Source organism: Trueperella sp. HMSC08B05 (assembly GCF_001808405.1).
Classification (GTDB): domain Bacteria; phylum Actinomycetota; class Actinomycetes; order Actinomycetales; family Actinomycetaceae; genus Trueperella; species Trueperella bernardiae.
In genome coordinates this window covers 21985-41764 of sequence record NZ_KV793239.1, presented here as the reverse complement: position 1 = coordinate 41764, position 19780 = coordinate 21985, and the positions used below count along the sequence as shown (strand labels likewise).

The window sequence follows — 19780 nt, the reverse complement described above, 5'->3', positions numbered from 1 at the left end:
TTGCGGTTTTGTATAGCATCTGCGGAAATCCGGGGCTTCCGCCACGGTGGGGCAGGGCCGCCGCCTTACTGGCCGCGGAAGCCCTGGGCCAGGGAGAGTCGCTTGCCCGTGTGCAGGATCGAGTTGGAGTAGATCTTGCCGGCCACCATCGCCACCAGCGGGATCGCCACCAGGCCCAACCCGGCCGCGAGCACCATCTCACCCACCGGCACCGCGCCGTAGGCCTGGCGCACCGGGATCATGAACGGGCTGATGCCGGGAATCATGGACACTACCTTCGTCCACACCGAATCCGGCGCGGAGGGCACCATGAACAGGGCGAGGTAGAACGGGATGAGCATGCCGAGCGTCAGCGGCGTGGTGACCGCGCCCAGGTCCTCCTGGCGCGAGGCCAGTGAGGCGAAGGCGCCCATGAGCATCGCGTAGAAGAAGAAGCCTAGGATCAGCCACACGAGCATCCAGCCCAGGTAACTGCCGATGTTGATCGAGAAGTTGACGCCGGCAATCTGGAGGCCGATGTAGATCGACGCGCCAAGGATAGCGAATTGTACGAGCAAGAACGCGCCAATGCCGAGGATCTTGCCGAGCAGGAGCGTGCGCGGGCGTACCGAGGTCAGCAGGATCTCCACCACGCGCGAGGACTTTTCCTGCACCACGCCGTTGGCGATCGTGGTCATGCCCATCATGATCATCATGAACAGGATCAAGATGCCCGCGAGCGAGGTGAAGTAGCCGACCGGGTCGGTCGCCATGAGGAAGCCCGAGTCGAAGGAGACGAACGTGGGCATCACGGCCACGGAGGCGGCCAGCTCGCCGTAGTCGGCGTCGGTCAGCGTTACGCCCTTCGATTCGACCAGGTAGGCGGTGGCGGCCAGGTTCGTCACGTTCGTGACCACCGGATCCACGCCCTCAGCCGCGTTGCCGGGCACCATCAGGCTGGGATCGCCCGGTGTGCCCGTGAGCACGGCCGCGTTGGGTTCGTCCGCCTCGTGCCGGGCTTCGAGGTAGGACTTGGCGCCACCCGAGTCGATCGGCTCGGTCGCGATCGAGCCCGCCCCTACCTTCTCCAGGTAGGGCGCGTAGTCGCTCATTTGCTCCTCCACGGCGATGGTCACCGTGTCGGGGTCGGCCGGATCGGAGCCGGAGTCGTCGTTCAAAAAGTAGCGGGCGGCAAAGCTACCAAGAAGGATGAGAGCCGCCATGACCGCGATCGAGATAACCATGGCCTTCGAGCGTGCCATCGTGGTGAATTCGCGCTTCATGATGTGAACGAGCATTACTTCTTACCTCCAAACAGGCCAAGGAGGCCCTTCTTCGGTTTCGTCTCTTCGGGCTGCGGTTCGGGCACCTGGACGATGTTGCCAAACAGGTCGGTGAGCGTGGGTCGCACGTGCGTAAACCCGTGGACCGCGCCGGCGCCCATCGCCGCCTGCAGCACCTGCTGGTCGGTGACCGCTCCCGTCAGCCGCACGCGCACGTGGTTCCGCTCCACCTCGGGAGTAAGACCAAGCCCGCGAATGGCGCCAGCCGTGGCGGTGGCGTCGGGAACCTCGAGCTCAAGGAGCGTGTCGGAGCCGGAAGAGCGCAACTCGTCGATCGTGCCCTCGGCGGCGATCTTGCCGAGCGAGGCGATGCCCACGCGGTCGCACAGGCGCTCCACCAGATCGAGCTGGTGGGAGGAGAAGACCACCGTGGCTCCGGCCTCCGCCTTTTCGCGCAACACGGTGCTCATGTCGGCCACGGCGAGCGGGTCGAGGCCGGAGAAGGGCTCGTCGAGCACCAGCACCTCAGGGTTGTGAACGAGGGCCGCCGCGAGCTGCACGCGCTGCTGGTTGCCGAGCGACAGGGCCTGGACCTCATCGCCGCGGCGCATGTGAACGCCGAGCCGCTCCGTCCAGTACTCCATCGCCGTCCTCGCCTCGGATTCTGACAGGCCGTGCAGGCGCGCGAAGTAGATCAGTTGCTCGCCCACCTTCATCTTCGGGTACAGGCCGCGCTCCTCGGGCATGTACCCAAAGCGCTGGCGGTCCTCGAAGGTGAGCGGCTTGCCATCGCGCGAGACCTCGCCCGAATCGGTGCTGAGCACGCCCAGGGCGATGCGCATCGTGGTGGTCTTGCCGGCGCCGTTGGAGCCGACGAAACCATAAAGCTCGCCTGGATGAACGGTGAAGTTCATCCCGTCAAGCGCCTGGGTCTTCCCAAAGCGCTTGTAGAGTTGGTGAATGTCAAGACTCATGATCCTCCTTAGGGTTCGTGCGAGCCTATAGGTCAAGGGTAGCGCGGCGGGGTGCGGGCGGCGGGAACGCGGCTCTGATCGCGCTACTTACTCGCGCCCCGAAAGCTCTAGGGTCGGTTCGTGCTCCAGCCCGCGCAGCCCGTTCCACATGAGGTTGACCAGGTGGGCGGCGAGGACCTCCTTCTCCGGCGCCTTGTCATTGGCCCAGATCTGGCCCATCGTGCCCACCGCGCCAGCCAGCATCTGGGCGTACAGCGGCGCCGTTTCCACGTCGAAGCCCAGGTGGTCGAAGTAGGCGGCCAGCAGCTCCGTGAGGTATTCGCCCATGTCGGACATGATCGTGGAGAACTGCGCGCCCGCAATCGCCTGCGGCGACTGGTGGACCAGCAGCCCGAAGCCATCCGGGTTGACCTCGATGTAGTCGAGCATCGCCAGGATCGAGCCTTCGAGCGCCTCGCGCGGGGCGAGTGCCGGGCGGACCTTTTCTTGTAGCAGCTCGTACAGTGCCGTGGTCTCCCGGTCCACGATCACTTGGTACAGGCCTTCCTTGCCGCCGAAGTGCTCGTAGATGACCGGCTTGGATACGCCGGCCGCGGTGGCAATCTCCTCCACTGACACGGCGTCAAAGCCGTGGGCGGCAAACAGATGGCGGCCGATGCCGATCAGCTGTTCGCGCCGTTGAATACGCGACATCCGTGAACGCTTTGGCCGAGGATCTGCGGTGGGCTCAGTTGTCATGTTCCCATTATCTCAAATGCCACCGACATTGCTAAGACCACCCCGGCTTGATTGGAAAACACGGGGCGGAAACTGGCACAATGGTAGGGAATTCCGCCATGGTGTAATGGCAGCACACGGGTCTTTGGAACCCTTTGTCTAGGTTCGAATCCTAGTGGCGGAGCGCTGACCCCAGGAGGAATCATGGCCGAACTCACCGCAGCGATCGTCCTTGCAGCTGGCAAGGGCACCCGCATCAAGTCCTCGATCCCCAAGGTGCTTCTACCGATGAACGGCCGCTCTTTGGTGGGGCATGCCAACGACGCCGTCGTCGGGGCTGGCGCCCAGCACATCGTTTTCGTGGTGCGCCACGAGCGCGAGCAGGTTGCCGCCCACATCTCCCAGATCAACCCGGGCGCCACGATTGTCGATCAGGACGACATCAAGGGCACCGGACGCGCCGCGTGGTGTGGACTCCAGGGCCTGCCGGCCAACCTCGAGGGTTCGGTGCTCATCATGGCGGGCGACTCGCCGATGTTCACCGCGGACACGCTCGCCGAGCTCGCCCGTGTTCACCGCGCAGGCTCCAACGCCGTCACCGTGCTTTCCACGGTGGTCGAGGACGCCACCGGCTACGGCCGCATCATGCGCGATGAAGCTGGGGGTGTGATCGGGATCGTCGAGCATAAGGACGCCACGCCCGAACAGCTCAAGATTCGCGAGATCGGCACCTCCACCTACGTCTTCGACATCGCCTTCCTGCGCGAATCCCTCGACACGCTCGACACGAACAACTCCCAGGGGGAGATGTACCTGACCGACGTCGTCGCCCGGGCTCACCAGCTCGGCGCGGGCGTCGGTTCCTTCGTCCTGGAGGATTCCGTCCAGGCCGAGGGCGTCAACGACCTGGTCCAGCTCGCCTCCCTGCGCGCGGAGAAGAACCGCCGCATTCAGGAAGCCTGGATGCGCACCGGCGTCCACATCGTCGACCCGGCCACCACCCACGTCGACGTCGATGTCCGCCTCGAACCCGACTCGATCGTCCAGCCCGGCACCGTCCTGCGCGGGACCACGCGAGTGGCCGCATTCGCCGTCGTCGGTCCGAACACCGAACTTGACTCGGTGGACGTGGGGGAGAGGGCGGTTGTGGCCCACGCGGTCGTCGTCGGCACAAAGATCGCACCCGGCGAGGTAGTCTCGCCATTCAGCACGCGTAACACCAACAAGTAAGAAGGGCCCACCGGGCCTCACTGACGCGGGGTAGGGTGGGAAGTATCACTCAGGCACCGCGGACGCGGCCGAAGAAAAGGGAAGTGGAATGACGGGAATTCACGCCAGCGGCGCGAAGCATCTGGTTCTGGCGAGCGGGCGCGCTCACCCCGAGCTGGCGAAGGCGGTGGCTGACGAACTCGGAATCGACCTCCTGCCCGTCACCGCCTACGATTTCGCAAACTCCGAAATCTACGTGCGATTCGACGAATCGCTGCGCGGCTCGGACGTGTTCGTCCTCCAGTCCATCACGGTCCCGGTCAACAAGTGGATCATGGAGACCCTCATTATGGTCGACGCCGCAAAGCGAGCCTCGGCCAAGCGCATCACGGTGGTCGTGCCCTCTTACCCCTACGCCCGCCAGGACAAGAAGCACAAGGGCCGCGAGCCGATCTCGGCCCGTCTCATGGCGGACCTGTTCAAGACGGCCGGCGCGGACCGCATCATGTCGGTGGACCTACACGCCGCCCAGTCCCAGGGCTTCTTCGACGGGCCGGTGGACCACCTGTGGGCCATGCCCACGCTGGTGAACTACGTGCGCACCCGCATCGAGCCGCACGAGTCCGTCATCGTCTCTCCTGACGCCGGGCGCATCAAGGTTGCCGAGCAGTGGGGCGAGCGCCTCGGCGGCGTCCCGCTCGCCTTCGTGCACAAGACCCGCGACATCACCCGCCCCAACCAGGCCACCGCGAACCGCGTGGTGGGTGACGTGGTGGGCCGCACCGCCGTCATCGTGGACGACCTCATTGACACCGCCGGCACCATCGCGGGGGCCGTGCGCGTGGTACTCGAGGCCGGCGCTAAGGACGTCATCATCGCCGCCACCCACGGCGTGCTCTCCGACCCGGCCGCCCAGCGCCTGGCGGACTGCGGCGTGCGCGAGGTGATCCTCACCGACACGCTACCCATCCCCGTGGAGAAGCGCTTCCCACAGCTGACCATCCTGCCGATCGCGCCGGTCCTGGCCCGCGCCATCCAGGAGGTCTTCAACGACGGTTCGGTCACCAGTCTGTTTGACGGCGCTCACGCCTAGCGTGGGACGCGGGCGGGTGCTCGGCGCAAGTCTGGTGTTGGGCGCGGGCCCGCGGGCGGCGTCGTGCGCTGTGAAATTCCCCCACCTGTTTCCGGAATCGGCAAGGCGGACGGTAGGATAATGGGGTTGCCTCGGCGAGGGAAGTGCGTGCTTCCGTTATCGACGCGGTGTCTATGCCTGGCGTAGCCTCCGTATCGGGGCCATCCGCTCACAGCGCGTGAGCCTAGTAGAACAGGAGATAGACATGGAAAAGCAGATTCTTCAGATCGCCGAGCGTACTGAGTTCGGTAAGGGCGCGTCGCGCCGCATCCGCCGGGAGGGCGGCCTGCCCGTCGTCGTCTACGGCCACGGCGCTGAGCCCAAGCACTACGTTGTCGACTACCACGACGCGTTCCTCATGGTCCGCGGCAACCCCAACGCGCTGCTCACCCTCAAGTCAGACGACGTCGAGCAACTGGTCATGGTCAAGGACGTGCAGCGCAACCCGCTCACCCGCAACATCGAGCACCTCGATCTGCTGCGCGTGAAGGCCGGCGAGAAGGTGGCCGTTGAAGTTCCGGTCGTCGTTGAGGGCGAGCCCATGGGCGACGCGATCGCAACCATCGAGCTTATGGTCCTGCCGGTCGAGGTCCCGGTCCAGGAGATCCCCGAGGCGATTGTCATTGACGTCGAGGGCGTGGAAGATGGCACCAACATCACCATCGCCGACGTGAAGTTCCCGACCGACGTCACCACCGACCTGCCGGAGGACGAGGTCGTGGTGGTTGTGGCCGTTCCGCAGGTTGAGGCGCTGCCCGAGGCCGAGGAAGGCGACGCCGCCGAGGCTCCGGCTGAGGAGGCTCCGGCCGAGGACGCCGAGTAAGCAAGGCGCACATCAGCCAATCTTGCGCAGGGCTCGCCCGTGGGGCGAGCCCTGCCCCATTTTCTGGCTGCTTTCTGGCAGTGCACAAGCGGCTTTCTGGCAGTGCGCCGGCCGTCCGATAGATCGGGGGCGGGCATCGTTGGTAAAGTTTCGGTGGAGGGAAAATGTTTGCAGTCATTGGCCTAGGCAACCCGGGGCCCAAGTATGAAGCCACGCGCCACAACATCGGCCAGCACGTGATCCACGAGCTGGCTCGCAGGGCGGGTTCGTCGCTGTCGATGCACAAGCAGTCGAACACGCGGGCGGTGTCGGTACGGATCGGCATCGGCCCTGGTCAGCCGGGGGAGCCGGTGGTGCTCGGCGTGTCTAACGGCTACATGAACACCTCGGGCGGGCCGGTCAGCTCGCTGCTCAAGTACTACAAGGTGGCCCCGGAGGACCTGATCGTTGTTCACGACGAGCTTGACCTGCCCTTCGGCCAGCTCAAACTCAAGCGCGGCGGTGGGTCTGGCGGCCACAATGGCCTCAAGTCGATCACGCAGTCGCTCGGCACGCAGGACTACATCCGCCTCCGTTTCGGCGTGGGCCGCCCGCCGGGCCGCCAGGATCCGGCCGACTTCGTGCTCTCCCCCTTCTCCTCGAAGGAGGACAAGGAGGTCGACCTGCTCATTGCGCTCGCGGCCGACGCTGTCGAAGACGTCCTCCTCCTTGGCCTGGACAAGGCCACCATGCGCCTTCACACCAAGTAACCCGGTAGCTTTAAGGACCTCATGGATCTGCGCCCCGTTCTTTCAGTCCTCGCCGACCAGGACACGCTGTCCTCGCGCGCGAACTCCCGCTTCGCCGACTTCGGTATGCCGCGTGGCGCCTTCGCCCCAGCGATCGCTGAGCTCCTGGCCTCGGGGGACGGTCGGCTACAGGTGGCGGTGACGGCGTCGGGACGCGAAGCCGAGGACCTGCGCGACGCCCTGCGCGCCTACGTCCCGGCAGAGAAGATGGCGATTTTCCCCGCATGGGAAACCCTCCCGCACGAGCGCCTTTCGCCCCGCTCGGACACGGTGGCCGAGCGCCTGACCACCCTGCGCCGCCTTGCTCACCCCGAAGACTTCCCCGAGCTGCGCGTGCTACTCGTGCCGATCCGTGCCTTCCTCCAGCCGATCGCGGCTGGGCTGGGCGAACTGGCGCCGGTGCGGCTGGCCGTGGGCGACGTCGTCGACTTCGATGACCTGCAAGAACGCCTGGTCGCTACCGCCTACGAGCGGGTGGACATGATCGAGGCGCGCGGGCAGTTCGCCGTGCGCGGCGGGATCATCGACGTCTTTCCGCCCACCTCCGACTCCCCGTTGCGAGTCGAATTCTTCGGCGATGAGGTGGACGAGATCCGCTCCTTCGCCGTAGCCGACCAGCGTTCACTGGACGACGTCGGGCACCTGTACGCCCCGCCGTGCCGGGAAATGCTGCTCAACGACGACGTTCGCTCGCGTGCCGCCCAGGCCCTCACGGAGCTGCCGGGCGCGGTGGACATGCTCGACAGGATCGCGAACGGGATCGCGGTGGAGGGCATGGAGTCGCTACAGCCGGTGCTGGTGGAGCAGATGCACCCGTTCGTCGACGAGCTGCCCGCCACCGCGCGGATCATCATGATTGAGCCGGAGCGGATCGAGGCCCGCGCGCAGTCCCTTCAGGAGACCACGGAGGAGTTCCTGGCGGCGGCGTGGTCCTCGGCGGCGGCCGGCGGCGAGATCCCGATCTCGGTATCGAAGGCGTCCTTCCTTGAGATCCCGGACGTGCGCGCCCATGCGCGCGAGCTCGGCCTGGGCTGGTGGAGGCTCGGCGGGTTCGCAGGCGAGGACACCGTTCAGCTGCCCCTGCGCGAGCCACGCAACTTCGCCGGCGACGTCGACGCCGCCCTTCGCGAGCTCGGCCACAAGGCCCGCCAGCAGTGGCGGATCGTTGTGGCAGTCGAGGGCGCGGGTTTGGGGCGCCGCCTGGTCGAACAGCTTTCCGACGCCGACGTGCCCGCCCGCTTCTCCGAGGACCTGGGCGAGGTGCGGCCCGGGGTCGTCGAGATCGTTACCGCGCCCGTCCAGTCCGGGTTCATCGCCGACGCCGAAAAGTTCGCCCTGCTGGGTGCGAGTGAGCTCATCGGGCGCAAGCGCTCGAGGTCGGCCCAACAGCGGCAGATGCCGAAGCGGCGCAAGAACGCTGTCGACCCTCTGCAGCTCAAGCCGGGCGACTACGTGGTGCACGCGCGCCACGGCGTCGCGCAATTCGTCCAGCTCGCCAAGCGCAAACTGGGCGGGCCGAACGGGACACAGCGCGAATACGTGGTGCTTGAATACGCGCCGTCCAAGCGCGGGCAGGCACACGACCAGCTGTGGGTGCCTACCGACCAGCTCGACCAGATCTCGAAGTACGCCGGCGGCGACGCGCCCACCCTCAACAAGATGGGCGGGGCTGACTGGGAAAAGACGAAGTCAAAGGCGCGGGCCGCGGTCAAGCAGATCGCGAAGGAGCTCGTGCGGCTCTACGCCCAGCGACGGGCCACCAAAGGCCACGCCTTCGCCCCCGACACCCCGTGGCAACACGAGCTGGAGGACGCCTTCGAATTTGTGGAGACGCCGGACCAGCTCTCCACCATCGAAGAGGTCAAGCGCGACATGGAGGCACCCGAGCCGATGGACCGCCTCATCTCCGGCGACGTCGGCTACGGCAAGACCGAGATCGCCGTCCGGGCCGCGTTCAAGGCCGTGCAGGACGGTAAGCAGGTGGCGGTCCTTGCGCCCACCACCCTGCTTGTGCAGCAGCACCTCGAGACCTTCCAGGAGCGCTACGCCGGATTTCCCGTCAAAGTGGCGGGCCTGTCACGTTTCCAGACGGACAAGGAGTCGGAGGACGTCAAGGACGGGGTGCGACGCGGGGAGATCGACGTCGTGATCGGAACCCACCGCCTCATCACCGGCGACGTGCGGTTCAAAGACCTGGGGCTCGTGATCATCGACGAGGAGCAGCGCTTCGGTGTCGAGCACAAGGAGACCCTCAAGCAGATGTACCCCACGGTGGACGTGCTGTCGATGTCGGCCACCCCGATCCCGCGTACGCTCGAAATGGCGGTGACGGGGCTGAGGCAGATGTCCACGCTTGCCACCCCGCCCGAGGAGCGCCACCCCATTCTCACGTATGTGGGCGCGCACGAGGACCAGCAGATCGCGGCGGCCATCAAACGCGAGCTCCTGCGCGACGGGCAGGTCTTCTACGTCCACAACCGTACCGAATCCATCAACCGGGTGGCGACCCACCTGTCCGAACTGGTGCCCGACGCGCGGATCGGCGTCGCGCACGGAAAAATGAGCGAGAACCAACTCGAGGCCGTGATCCAAGAGTTTTGGGACAAGGACATCGACGTGCTCGTGTGTACCACGATCGTGGAAACCGGGCTCGACATCTCGAACGCCAACACGCTGATCGTGGAAAATGCCCACAAGCTCGGGCTTTCGCAGCTCCACCAGTTGCGCGGGCGTGTGGGGCGCGGGCGCGAGCGCGCATACGCCTACTTCCTCTACCCGCGAGACGGGTCCATGACCGAGACCGCGATCGAGCGGCTGCGCACCATCGCCGCTCACACCGAGCTCGGCGCCGGCTTCCAGGTGGCGCTCAAGGACCTGGAGATCCGCGGCGCCGGCAACCTGCTGGGCGGGGAGCAGTCCGGACACATCGCCGGGGTTGGCTTTGACCTGTACATCCGCATGGTTTCCGAGGCCGTGGCGGGGATGACCGGGCGCGACACCCGCACCGAGGCAGAGAAGGCCGCCGAAACCCGCATCGAGTTGCCGGTGGACGCCTACGTGCCCGAATCGTGGGTGACGTCCGAGCGGCTGCGGCTGGAGATCTACACGAAGATCGCCGCGTCGACGACCGAGGCGCAACGGGCCGACATCCACCAGGAACTCGTGGACCGGTACGGCTCCGTGCCCGTGGAGGTGGAGCGGCTCTTCACGCTGGCCCAGCTGAGGGAGAAGGTGCGGTCCGTGGGGATCGAGGAGATCGTCATGCAGGGCAATAACGTGCGCTTCGCGCCCGTGGTGCTACCCGATTCGCGCCACGCGCGGCTGCGCCGTCTCTACCCGAAGGCGATCGCCAAGCCCGCCATCCGGACGCTACTTGTGCCCCTGCCCGTGGAGAACGAGCGGCGGCTTGGCGCGGCAAAGGTCATCGAGGGCGACGCCGTGGTGCAATTCGTGGAGCAGGTGGTCGACTCGGTGATGCTGGCGAGCATCGGCAGTTAGGCCGGGCGCGGGGCGGCAGTGGGGCCGGCTGGCGTGGGGTGCGGGGCCTGGCTGCATGGGGCCGGGTTGTCAGGCGCCGCCACCGGAAACCCTGCGAGGGTTCTTGTCTGGCTGTCAGCTTGTAGGGTGCTCTTCCTCAATGGTGTGGTCGAGCAACCACCGGGTGATGTATTGGAGGTCGGCGCACTTCGCGACCGTCAGGCCGAACTCGATGAGCTCGTCATTTGTTGCCGTCAGGGTGATGCCCTCCAGAGTTCTGTCAGAGCACGGTTGTACCGGTCGGCAAACTGCTTTGCCATGTGCATGACGAGCTCATCCGGGACATCCTCGGCAACCTCAGGTTGAGCCTGGTCTGCCTGGTAGGCCTCGGCGTCGTCGAACTTCATCAAGATGAAATGGGGTTTGTTGTTCTTGAGGATCACCACTTGCCCCTTGATGTCGGTCAGTCTGGCGACCTTGGAAAAGTTCTGGTTCGCGTCGCGCATGGAGACTAGAGCGTCGCTATCGATCAGCATCGTGCACCACCTCGGTCCTATTGTTTGTAGCTATAGTATGTCCTACTTGCCTGATCTGGGACAAGGGCCTGAGTGGTGGCGGGTCCGTAGGCGGGAGCGGGTGTGAGAAGGGTGCCGGGAGAGCGTGGGTGATCTCGGGGCGGGGCGAGTCCGCGCGGAGTCGGGACGAAAGACGCCCGCGCGTGCGTCGCGTCACAGCAAGGGATTGCCCCAGGAGATGAAAAGTTGGGAGATCTGGGCGGGGCGGTGTCTTTTGTCGGTGATTCGTAGGACAATAGTGGGTGGAGGTAGTGCAGTCCCGCTGCGGTACCGAAAGTAACCCTATAGAAGGAGTTCTTGTGGCAAACATTGAAGCCGTTCACGCTCGTGAGATTCTTGATTCGCGCGGCAACCCCACCGTTGAGGTTGAGGTCCTGCTGGATGACGGCCACTACGGCCGCGCTGGCGTTCCGTCCGGCGCATCGACCGGCGCCTTCGAGGCGGTTGAGCTTCGTGATGGCGACAAGGCCCGCTACGGCGGCAAGGGCACCTTGAAGGCTGTTGCCAACGTGATCGAGGAGATGGAAGAGGAGCTCATCGGCCTCGACGCCTCCGAGCAGCGCTACATTGACCAGATCCTGCGTGACCTCGATGGCACCCCGAACAAGGGCAAGCTGGGTGCCAACGGCATCCTCGGCGTTTCGCTCGCTGTGGCGAAGGCTTCCGCTGAGTCCGCTGGCCTCTCGCTCTTCTCCTACCTTGGTGGCCCGAACGCCCACGTTCTGCCCGTCCCGATGATGAACATCCTCAACGGTGGCTCGCACGCCGATTCCAACGTTGACATCCAGGAGTTCATGATCGCCCCGATCGGTGCTCCGACCTTCAAGGAAGCCCTGCGCATGGGCGCCGAGGTCTACCACGAGCTGAAGGCGGTGCTCAAGGAGCGCGGCCTGTCCACCGGCCTGGGTGACGAGGGCGGCTTCGCCCCGAACCTTGAGACCAACGCTGCGGCCCTCGATCTGATCGTTGAGGCCATCGAGCGCGCTGGCTACAAGCCGGGCGCCGACGTCGCTCTCGCACTTGACGTTGCCTCCACCGAGTTCTTCAAGGATGGCAAGTACATGTTCGAGGGTGGCGAGAAGGATACCGCTTACATGGTGGACTACTACGAGAAGCTCATCACCGACTACCCGATCGTCTCCATTGAGGATCCGCTCTCGGAGGACGAGTGGGAGGATTGGAAGGCCCTCACCGAGCGTATCGGTGACCGCGTCCAGCTCGTCGGCGATGACCTCTTCGTCACCAACCCGGAGCGCCTCGCCAAGGGCATCGAGATGGATGTGGCGAACGCCCTGCTCGTGAAGGTGAACCAGATTGGTACCCTCACCGAGACCCTCGAGGCCGTGGAGATGGCCCACCGCGCCGGCTACAAGTCGATGACCTCGCACCGCTCCGGTGAGACCGAGGACACCACGATTGCCGACCTCGCCGTTGCCACCAACTCCGGCCAGATCAAGACCGGTGCTCCGGCTCGTGGCGAGCGCGTCAACAAGTACAACCAGCTCCTGCGCATCGAGGAGGAGCTCGACGACGCGGCCGTCTACGCCGGCCGTTCCGCGTTCCCGCGCTTCAAGGCTTAAGTTCATAGCCTGAAAAAGGGGTCCGGGGTTGGGAAACCGACCCCGGACCCCTTTTGTTGCGCCGGCGTGCTGAGACGCGCCTGACTGTGGCGCGCCCATCGGCCTTTCCCGGTTGACGACGGACGGGCCTTAGACTGGGAGCCATGAGTTCGCGGCGTCCACCATCGTCCGCCCGGGGCCAGGGCGGCCGCCGGCCTACCCGGAATTCCGCGGCATCTGCGGCTCGCCGCCGCCATAGCGAGGACCTGCGAAACCAGGACCCTCAGCGCCGCCAGAGTGCGTCGTCGGGGCCGGAGACGCGCAAGCCGACGTCGTCGGGAAAGGGTGCCCGGCGGGCAGGGAAGAACGAGGCAGGCACTTCGACTCGGGCCGACGGTACTCGCGCCAACAGCACGCGAACCGGCACCCGAACCACGAACACGCGAACCAGCTCCCGGTCCGGCAGCAACCGCCCCGGCGGCTCCCGCGGATCCCAGGATCGTTTCGCGAAGAAGTTCAACGTGCGGTTTTCGTCGGGGGAACGCACCCGCCAGTTTTCGGTACGCATGCTCGCGGTGGCACTGTTCGCGCTGGTGGGGATCATTATTGTGGCGAGTCCGCTCAACCAGTACCTGAATCAGCAGCAGGAGAAGCGCGAGCTGCTGAGCCAGCTGCAGGAGACCACGGCCCGCGTAGAGGTGCTCGAGCAGGAGCTGGCGCGGTGGCAGGATGACGACTTCGTGCGCTCCCAGGCCCGCGAGCGGCTCGGCTACGTGATGCCAGGGGAGACTCTCTACCTCGTCTCGGACCCGGAGAAGGGCACCCCGGAGGAGATCCGGGCGGAGCGGACGAAGGAAGTCAACGATCGGCGCCGGCAGGCCACGCCGTTCTACCAGACGATGTGGGATTCGATCCAGATCGCGGGCGCGGCGGGCGAGGTGGTCAACCCGTCGAACATTCCGCTCATTGGAACGACGCCGGAGCAGGACACCACCCCCACCGACACGGCTCCGGTCGAGGATGAGACATCCACGACCCCGCCCGCCGATGAGGAGGGCGAAGGCTAGCAGGTAGGCTTAGGGCTATGAATGAAACGCCCCAGGTTACCCCTGAGATTCTGCGCCAGATTGCCGCGAATGCGAGCCCGATCCGTGATACCGACGTCGAGGTGTTGACCGAGCAGCTCGGCCGGCACCCGCGTGGGCTGGTGGGGATCGGGGCGCGGTGCGCATGCGGTAATCCCGCGGTGACGATCACGTATCCGCGCCTGCCCGACGGGACCCCGTTCCCCACGCTCTTCTACCTCTCGCTGCCGGCGTTGGTGAAGCGTATTTCGCGCGCCGAGTCGTCGGGGCAGATGGAGGCGTTCAACGAGCGCCTCGCGAACGACCCCGATTACCGCGCCGCCCACGAGCGCGCCCACGTCTCCTACATTGAGCGGCGCAACCTGCTGGAGGACGTGGAACACCTGGCGGACCGTTCGGCTGGCGGCATGCCGGACCGCGTCAAATGCCTGCACGCGCTGGCGGGCTACGCGCTCGCGGTGGGCCCCGGGGTGTGCCCTGCTGGCGACGACGCCCTGGCCCTCGTCGGTTGGGACACCGCCGTGTGCCACTGCCAGGATCCGGCTGAGGAGGGCGCGGAATGAGGGTTGCCGGAATTGATTGCGGCACGAACTCGATCCGGCTGTTGATCGCCGACGTCGACGCCGCGGCTGGCGAGCTGATCGACGTCGTGCGCCGGATGGAGGTCTCGCGTCTGGGGCAGGGCGTGGATCGGACCGGGCGCTTTGACCCGGAGGCCCTGGCCCGCACGCTCACGTTCGTGGATGACTACGCGGCACAGTGCCGCGAGCACGGGGTGGAGTCGATCCGGTTCGCGGCCACGTCCGCCACGCGCGATGCTGCCAACCGGCAGTTGTTCGTCGACGGCGTCCGGGAGCGTCTCGGCATTGACCTCCAGGTGCTGACGGGCGAGGAGGAGGCGCGGGCGTCCTTTACGGGGGCGATCTCGGCGCTGGCCTCGGCCGATGACCCGCTCCTCACCGTTGACCTGGGCGGCGGGTCCACCGAGTTCGTGCTCGGCCGGAGCGACGGCACTGTGCTGGGCGCAGCCTCGATGGACGTGGGGTGCGTGCGGATTTACGAGCGCCACCTCAAGGATTCGGGGGAGGCGGGCATCGAGGCTGCGCGGGCCGACGTGCGCGCGGCAATGGACGCCACTGGCATCGACTTCTCCGCGGCCCGCACGCTCATCGGGCTGGCTGGCACGATTACGACCGTGACGGCGAAGGCGCTCGACCTCGACGTCTACGACCCCGAGCGCATCCACGCCACCCGCCTGCCCTTTGCGGAGATCGACGAGGCGTGCGAGTGGTTCATCCACGCCAGCGTCGAGGAGCGCGCGGCCCGCGGATTCATGCACCCGGGGCGCGTGGATGTGATCGGCGCCGGATCGCTCGTGTGGCAGGAGATCATCCGCCGCCTCGAGCGCGAAACGGAGAACACGACGGCGCTGACGAGTGCGGTGACCTCCGAGCACGACATCCTTGACGGGATGGCGCTCTGGGCCGCACGCGAACCCAACCCTCCACACTTGTAACGCGAGCGGCCCGGGCACCGTAGCACCCGGGCCGCTGGATGAGCGGTCGTCGCCGGCCCAGCGGCCGGACTGGCCGGACTAGCGGTCGTAGTGGCCGGGCCCGACCTCGGGTTCGCCGCCGGGGACCTCGCCCCAGGACTCTTCGATCGTGTCGTCGGCGAGCACCTCGTGGCGCTCCAGGGTGGCGCGGTTTTCGGTCATGTGCTCGTAGTCGTAGACCGGGGCGTGGTGGCGGTGCCACTTGGCACGCCCGCGCAGGAAGAACGCGCCGACCACGAGCGAGATGAGGGTGCCGAGCAGCACGGCCACGCGGGCGTGCGGGCCGGCCGGGTCGTGATCGGGGAAGGACAGGGTGGCGATCAGCAGCGACACGGTGAAGCCGATGCCGGCGATGAACGCCATCGCGTTCACGTCGCCCATGTAGAGGTTCTTGCCCAGCTGGAGTTTGAATACGTACACCATGAGTGCCACGCCGCCGGTGATGCCGATCATCTTGCCCAGCGGCAGGCCGAGGTAGATGCCCATGGCCGCCGGGTCGGTCAGCATCGCCATGACGCCACCGGAATCCACCACGTTCACGCCCGCCGCGAAGAACGCGAACACGGGCAAGATGATGCCGGCGGAGTAGAACTCGAGCTTCTCGGTGAGCTCCTCGGTGAGCGGCAGCTTCTCTGTGGCGAGCTTCTTGGCGGGGATGGTCATGCCCATGAGCACGCCGGCGATCGTGGCGTGGATGCCGGAGGAGAACATGAAGTACCAGGCCACCAGCCCGATCGGCCACAGCAGGTACCACTTGATGATGCGCTTCTGGGCGAGCGTGCCGAAGGCGGCCACCACCAGGATCGACAGCCCGAGGTAAATGAAGTTGAGGTTGTCGGAGAAGAAGACCGCGATGATGAGGATGCCGAGCAGGTCGTCCACCACCGCGAGGGTCATGAGGAAGGTGCGTAGCGCGATGGGCAGGCCCTTGCCAAACAGGCCGAGCACGCCGAGCGCGAAGGCGATGTCGGTGGCAACCGGCACGGCCCAGCCGTTCCAGTTCGGATCGGCGGAGAGCAGCTGGATGGTCACGTACACGAGCACCGGCCCGATCATGCCGAACACCGCGGCGAGGATCGGCACCAGCGCCTTACGGATGTCGCGCAGCGAGCCGACCACAAACTCCTGCTTGAGCTCCATGCCCACGATGAAGAAGAACAGGGCGAGCAGGAAGTCGGCCGAGATGAGCGAGAGGCTCATCCCGTGCCCGTGCAACTCAAACAGGGAGGTGTTCGCGAGGGAATCGTACGCGTTCCGCGCACCCTGGACCGGGAAATTCGCCCAGATCAGGGCGAGCACCGCCCCGATAATGAGGACGACTCCGGCGGTCGTTTCGTTTTTCAGGGCCTGGTGGTAACGCGCGATCATATAAGTCCAATCCTCGTGTCGTTGACCTCCCCAGTCTAAAACGTTCCGCCTATTTTGGCGGCATCGATCGCACAGGTAGTGTTACTTGCAGGCCCCCATAGCCCAACGGCAGAGGCAGTCGACTTAAAATCGATTCAGTGTCGGTTCGAATCCGACTGGGGGTACTGCCGCGTCTAGATGTCCCGTTTCTTGAAGGCGGTGAGCGCGCCGACGACACCGACCACCGCGTATCCCACAAAAATGGCGAGCGCCACCCAGCGGCCCGTGATGAGGTCCCCAAGCGGCTGGTCGCTGATGGCCACCGAGCCGAGCGCGCTCGGGATCAGCTGGGAGACGGTCTTGCGGAAGAACTCCTGCGGGATGATCTGGACCAGGTCAATGAGGTACATGAAGCCGATCATGATGGAGATCGCGCCGGCCGTGGAGCGCACGAGGTAGCCCATCGCGGTAGAGAGCACGCCGATCGAGACCATGATGATGCAGAAGATCGAGTAGGCCGCGATGGCCTCCCCGCCCGGATTGAACCCGTCCTTGAGGATCCTGGTGAGCGTGTACCCGATGGCGATGAGGGTGGCGCTCAGCAGGAGAGAGACGATCGTGACCGCCGTCAGCTTGGCCGTGAACGAGCGCCCCCGGCGCGGGTCCGCAAGCACGGTGGTCCGCATCGTGTTGTGCGAGTACTCGCTGGTGACGGCAACGGTGCCAATGACGATGAAAAAGATGGTCATCGACGGCCAGCCGGCCGTTACAACCAGCGGATCGGCCTCCACGTACTCGGAGCTGGCCAGCATCCACATGATGAGCCCATAGAGGATGATGCCGATCGCGGTGGTCACCTGAATCGAGCGAGTGTTGAGCTTCATCAGCTCCGAGTTTAGGGAGCGCCCAAACGTGGGACGGTAGGAATCGGCGAAACGGCCAAAAAACATGGTCATCTTAGGCCTCCCAGGTGGTGTGCGCGGGCGGGGCGGGCGGCGTCGGCGGAACTGGGCCAGGCGGCGTCGGGGACATCGGCGCGAAACCGGAGGAGGGACCGCGCGCGGAGCTGAACTGCACCTGGTCGGAGGTCAGCTCCATGAAGACGTCTTCGAGGGTGGAGTGGATCTCGGTCAGCTCGTGGATCTCCACGTTGTGCTGATAGAGGTAGTGGCCCACCTGCTCGCGCCGGAGCCCGGGGAGTTCGAAGGAGCTGCGGGGGCTGGAGTGGCTCGGGGCGACGTCGTAAACCTGCCACCCCGCCTGGGTAAGCAGGCCGCGGATCGTGGCCATGTCCGGGCCGGAGACCCGCACGCGCGCGCCCCGATCCGACTCGGTGAACTTGGAGATCGGGCCGGAGTCGATGAGGCGGCCGCGGCCGATAATGACCAGATCGTCCGCCGTGAGCGCCATTTCGCTCATAAGGTGGGAGGAGACGAGGACGCTGCGGCCCTCCGCGGCAAGCGACCGCATGGTGGAGCGGACCCAGCGCACGCCGTCGGGGTCAAGACCGTTGACCGGTTCGTCGAGGATAAGCACCTGCGGGTCGCCAAGCAGGGCTGTTGCGATGCCGAGGCGCTGGCCCATGCCGAGCGAGAAACCCTTGATTTTCTTGCCCGCCACGGATTCGAGGCCGGTGAAGCCAATGACCTCGTCGACGCGCTCGTGGGGGAATCCATGCGTTTTCGCCACGACCCGCAGATGCTGCCTGGCCGTTCGTCCGGGGTGAAACGCCTTCCCGTCCAAGAGCGCGCCGACCGCGGTGAGCGGGGAGGCGAGGTTGCGATACTCGGTGCCCCCGATCATTGCCCGGCCCGACGTGGGGCGGTCAAGTCCGACAATGCAGCGCATCGTGGTGGATTTACCCGAGCCATTCGGCCCGAGGAACCCGGTCACGGCGCCGGGGCGCACGGAGAACGACAGGTTGTCAACCGCGCGCGTCTTGCCGTAGTCCTTCGTCAGGTTCTCGACGGTGATCATCTGGTCCTCCCTGCGGCCCGCCTGCGGTGCCGACTCCTTTAGCGTATGAGTCCACTATCCCCGATTTCGTCATACCGCGGACGGATTATCCACAGTTTTTCACGACGCGCGGCGGGGCGGGCGTCGTCGTGCGCGCGTTCTACAGCGCGGACTCGCGCTATGGACGGTAGCGGGCCGGGGCGTTTCTCTTTGGGGAGAAAAGACCGCGGGAGTATTGCCCTTAGTTACGACATGGTTAGTATGGGACGTGGATGGCCGTAGCGACGGCCCTAATACAAGGAGGCTCCCGTGAGCAATCCGATTACGACACGTAATCCCTACTTCTCGACCCAGCAGGTCCGGCCGAACCAGTTCGACCAGACCGCCTACAGCGACCAGTACGCCTACGGCACTCCGAACGCCCAGCAGGCGGCGTACGGCCAGGCGCAAGGCGAGGTCGCCGGGAACGGCGCGTTTGCCACCGAGCGCATGACGTACAACGACGCGCTGAACAAGGTGGCCGTGCTCCTCGGCATCGCCGTTATTTCGGGTGTGGCGACCGCCGTGCTCCTCCCGCCGGCCATGTGGATGTCGGTGGCGGTGGTTTCGGTGATCGGCGCGTTCGTGGTCGGCCTGATCTTAGCGTTCCAGAAGATGGTCAAGCCCGGCCTGGCGATCGCGTACGCGGTGCTCGAGGGCGTGGCGCTCGGCGCGCTGACCGCCGCCTTCGAAATCTTCGTGCCGGGCATCGCGATCCAGACCATCCTGGCCACCGCGATCATCGTCGGTGTGACGCTGGCATTGCACTACTCGGGCGCGGTGCGCACCACCCCGAAGGGCCGAAAGATCGTCATCACGGTGGCGCTCGGCTACCTCATCTTCTCGCTGGTCAACCTGGTACTGATGTGGACGGGCGTGCTGGATCAGGCGTGGGGCGTGCGCGGGTACGAGGTTGCGGGTATTCCGCTGGGTGTGATCCTGGGCGCCGGCATGATCCTCATCGCCGCTTACATGCTGATCGGCGACTTCGAGGACATCAACACCGCGATCGTCAACGGTGCGCCCCGCGAGTTCTCGTGGACGGTGGGCATCGCGATCGTCATGACGATCCTGTGGATCTACATCGAGGTTCTCCGCCTCATCGCGATCCTCTCGGACCGCTAAAGCCAACAGATTAGGGGCCGGCCTTCGGGTCGGCCCCTTTTTCTGTGTCCGGCGGGCGCCCGGCCGGGGTGCCAGGCCGGGTGAGGGGCCTTGACACGCGGACCGCTTGATGGGTTAATTGGTTATGTAACTAACTAAGTGGCGCCGCTCATGTGGA

Annotated in this window: 17 protein-coding genes and 2 tRNA genes; 12 read left to right on the top strand and 7 right to left on the bottom strand. The window is 65.8% G+C overall.

Annotated elements, in window-relative coordinates; genetic code table 11:
• Positions 1–65 precede the first annotated feature (65 nt).
• From HMPREF3167_RS04365 to HMPREF3167_RS04355, 3 genes are all read right to left on the bottom strand, one after another.
• A complete protein-coding gene (locus tag HMPREF3167_RS04365; protein ID WP_062613998.1) occupies positions 66–1277 on the bottom strand; it encodes an ABC transporter permease in 1212 nt (403 codons plus the stop codon).
• Complete coding sequence (locus HMPREF3167_RS04360) at positions 1277–2236, bottom strand: ABC transporter ATP-binding protein (RefSeq protein WP_068538756.1); 960 nt, start codon at positions 2234–2236, stop codon at positions 1277–1279. Before HMPREF3167_RS04360 ends, HMPREF3167_RS04365 begins: the two co-directional genes overlap by 1 nt.
• 87 nt (positions 2237–2323) lie before the next feature.
• On the bottom strand, positions 2324–2929 hold the full coding sequence (locus HMPREF3167_RS04355; protein WP_068538757.1) for a TetR/AcrR family transcriptional regulator: 606 nt from the start codon (positions 2927–2929) through the stop codon (positions 2324–2326).
• Between the two features lie 137 nt (positions 2930–3066).
• Between HMPREF3167_RS04355 and HMPREF3167_RS04350 the strand changes: the two genes are divergently transcribed.
• The 6 genes from HMPREF3167_RS04350 to mfd all read left to right on the top strand — a co-directional run bounded on the left by HMPREF3167_RS04350 (position 3067) and on the right by mfd (position 10403).
• Positions 3067–3137: transfer RNA gene (locus HMPREF3167_RS04350), tRNA-Gln, on the top strand.
• A 20-nt stretch (positions 3138–3157) separates the two neighbouring features.
• Positions 3158–4183: an NTP transferase domain-containing protein gene (locus tag HMPREF3167_RS04345; RefSeq protein WP_070445690.1), complete on the top strand. Its 1026-nt coding sequence runs from the start codon at positions 3158–3160 to the stop codon at positions 4181–4183.
• Positions 4184–4271: 88 nt separating this feature from the next.
• Positions 4272–5255 (top strand): ribose-phosphate diphosphokinase, encoded by a 984-nt coding sequence (locus tag HMPREF3167_RS04340; protein ID WP_062614002.1) that lies wholly within the window; start codon positions 4272–4274, stop codon positions 5253–5255.
• Between the two features lie 244 nt (positions 5256–5499).
• Positions 5500–6117 (top strand): 50S ribosomal protein L25/general stress protein Ctc, encoded by a 618-nt coding sequence (locus HMPREF3167_RS04335; RefSeq protein WP_062614003.1) that lies wholly within the window; start codon positions 5500–5502, stop codon positions 6115–6117.
• A gap of 164 nt (positions 6118–6281) precedes the next feature.
• Entirely contained in the window at positions 6282–6866 is a 585-nt protein-coding gene (gene pth / locus HMPREF3167_RS04330; protein ID WP_070445687.1) for an aminoacyl-tRNA hydrolase, read from the top strand.
• 21 nt (positions 6867–6887) lie between these two features.
• Positions 6888–10403 (top strand): transcription-repair coupling factor, encoded by a 3516-nt coding sequence (gene mfd / locus HMPREF3167_RS04325; protein WP_070445684.1) that lies wholly within the window; start codon positions 6888–6890, stop codon positions 10401–10403.
• Positions 10404–10636: 233 nt separating this feature from the next.
• Here mfd and HMPREF3167_RS04320 read toward each other — a convergent pair whose 3' ends face one another.
• Positions 10637–10918, bottom strand: a complete 282-nt coding sequence (locus tag HMPREF3167_RS04320) for a type II toxin-antitoxin system Phd/YefM family antitoxin (protein ID WP_062614006.1) — start codon at positions 10916–10918, stop codon at positions 10637–10639.
• 338 nt (positions 10919–11256) lie between these two features.
• Here HMPREF3167_RS04320 and eno point away from each other — a divergent pair, with 338 nt between their 5' ends.
• From eno to HMPREF3167_RS04300, 4 genes are all read left to right on the top strand, one after another.
• Complete coding sequence (gene eno / locus HMPREF3167_RS04315) at positions 11257–12537, top strand: phosphopyruvate hydratase (protein WP_062614007.1); 1281 nt, start codon at positions 11257–11259, stop codon at positions 12535–12537.
• A 500-nt stretch (positions 12538–13037) separates the two neighbouring features.
• The gene (locus HMPREF3167_RS09620; RefSeq protein ID WP_062614008.1) at positions 13038–13583 is read left to right on the top strand and encodes an FtsB family cell division protein; all 546 of its coding nucleotides are present in this window, start codon (positions 13038–13040) and stop codon (positions 13581–13583) included.
• Between the two features lie 17 nt (positions 13584–13600).
• Positions 13601–14164 carry a DUF501 domain-containing protein gene (locus tag HMPREF3167_RS04305; protein WP_082661218.1) on the top strand — a complete coding sequence of 188 codons (564 nt, stop codon included), beginning with the start codon at positions 13601–13603 and terminating at the stop codon, positions 14162–14164.
• Positions 14161–15117, top strand: a complete 957-nt coding sequence (locus tag HMPREF3167_RS04300) for a Ppx/GppA phosphatase family protein (protein WP_070445683.1) — start codon at positions 14161–14163, stop codon at positions 15115–15117. The genes HMPREF3167_RS04305 and HMPREF3167_RS04300 overlap by 4 nt, the downstream gene beginning before the upstream one ends.
• Positions 15118–15195: 78 nt before the next feature.
• On the opposite strand, the gene nhaA is transcribed toward HMPREF3167_RS04300, so the two are convergent.
• Positions 15196–16524, bottom strand: coding sequence for a Na+/H+ antiporter NhaA (gene nhaA, locus HMPREF3167_RS04295; RefSeq protein WP_068538761.1), 1329 nt, complete (start codon positions 16522–16524; stop codon positions 15196–15198).
• A 91-nt stretch (positions 16525–16615) separates the two neighbouring features.
• Between nhaA and HMPREF3167_RS04290 the strand changes: the two genes are divergently transcribed.
• Positions 16616–16688: transfer RNA gene (locus tag HMPREF3167_RS04290), tRNA-Leu, on the top strand.
• A gap of 9 nt (positions 16689–16697) precedes the next feature.
• Here the strand turns inward: HMPREF3167_RS04290 and HMPREF3167_RS04285 are convergent.
• Together HMPREF3167_RS04285 and HMPREF3167_RS04280 are read right to left on the bottom strand one after the other, a co-directional pair.
• Positions 16698–17459, bottom strand: coding sequence for an ABC transporter permease (locus tag HMPREF3167_RS04285; RefSeq protein ID WP_068538762.1), 762 nt, complete (start codon positions 17457–17459; stop codon positions 16698–16700).
• 1 nt (position 17460) lies between these two features.
• Positions 17461–18480 carry an ABC transporter ATP-binding protein gene (locus HMPREF3167_RS04280; RefSeq protein ID WP_070445682.1) on the bottom strand — a complete coding sequence of 340 codons (1020 nt, stop codon included), beginning with the start codon at positions 18478–18480 and terminating at the stop codon, positions 17461–17463.
• Between the two features lie 288 nt (positions 18481–18768).
• Here HMPREF3167_RS04280 and HMPREF3167_RS04275 point away from each other — a divergent pair, with 288 nt between their 5' ends.
• A complete protein-coding gene (locus HMPREF3167_RS04275) occupies positions 18769–19623 on the top strand; it encodes a Bax inhibitor-1/YccA family protein (RefSeq protein WP_070445678.1) in 855 nt (284 codons plus the stop codon).
• Positions 19624–19780: the final 157 nt, after the last annotated feature.

What these genes read in the sequence shown, in the direction of transcription:
- HMPREF3167_RS04365 (WP_062613998.1), bottom strand. Translation starts at nt 1,277, where the DNA reads ATGCTCGTTCACATCATGAAGCGCGAATTCACCACGATGGCACGCTCG.
- HMPREF3167_RS04360 (WP_068538756.1), bottom strand. Translation starts at nt 2,236, where the DNA reads ATGAGTCTTGACATTCACCAACTCTACAAGCGCTTTGGGAAGACCCAG.
- HMPREF3167_RS04355 (WP_068538757.1), bottom strand. Translation starts at nt 2,929, where the DNA reads ATGTCGCGTATTCAACGGCGCGAACAGCTGATCGGCATCGGCCGCCAT.
- HMPREF3167_RS04345 (WP_070445690.1), top strand. Translation starts at nt 3,158, where the DNA reads ATGGCCGAACTCACCGCAGCGATCGTCCTTGCAGCTGGCAAGGGCACC.
- HMPREF3167_RS04340 (WP_062614002.1), top strand. Translation starts at nt 4,272, where the DNA reads ATGACGGGAATTCACGCCAGCGGCGCGAAGCATCTGGTTCTGGCGAGC.
- HMPREF3167_RS04335 (WP_062614003.1), top strand. Translation starts at nt 5,500, where the DNA reads ATGGAAAAGCAGATTCTTCAGATCGCCGAGCGTACTGAGTTCGGTAAG.
- pth (WP_070445687.1), top strand. Translation starts at nt 6,282, where the DNA reads ATGTTTGCAGTCATTGGCCTAGGCAACCCGGGGCCCAAGTATGAAGCC.
- mfd (WP_070445684.1), top strand. Translation starts at nt 6,888, where the DNA reads ATGGATCTGCGCCCCGTTCTTTCAGTCCTCGCCGACCAGGACACGCTG.
- HMPREF3167_RS04320 (WP_062614006.1), bottom strand. Translation starts at nt 10,918, where the DNA reads ATGCTGATCGATAGCGACGCTCTAGTCTCCATGCGCGACGCGAACCAG.
- HMPREF3167_RS04305 (WP_082661218.1), top strand. Translation starts at nt 13,601, where the DNA reads ATGAATGAAACGCCCCAGGTTACCCCTGAGATTCTGCGCCAGATTGCC.
- HMPREF3167_RS04300 (WP_070445683.1), top strand. Translation starts at nt 14,161, where the DNA reads ATGAGGGTTGCCGGAATTGATTGCGGCACGAACTCGATCCGGCTGTTG.
- nhaA (WP_068538761.1), bottom strand. Translation starts at nt 16,524, where the DNA reads ATGATCGCGCGTTACCACCAGGCCCTGAAAAACGAAACGACCGCCGGA.
- HMPREF3167_RS04285 (WP_068538762.1), bottom strand. Translation starts at nt 17,459, where the DNA reads ATGACCATGTTTTTTGGCCGTTTCGCCGATTCCTACCGTCCCACGTTT.
- HMPREF3167_RS04280 (WP_070445682.1), bottom strand. Translation starts at nt 18,480, where the DNA reads ATGATCACCGTCGAGAACCTGACGAAGGACTACGGCAAGACGCGCGCG.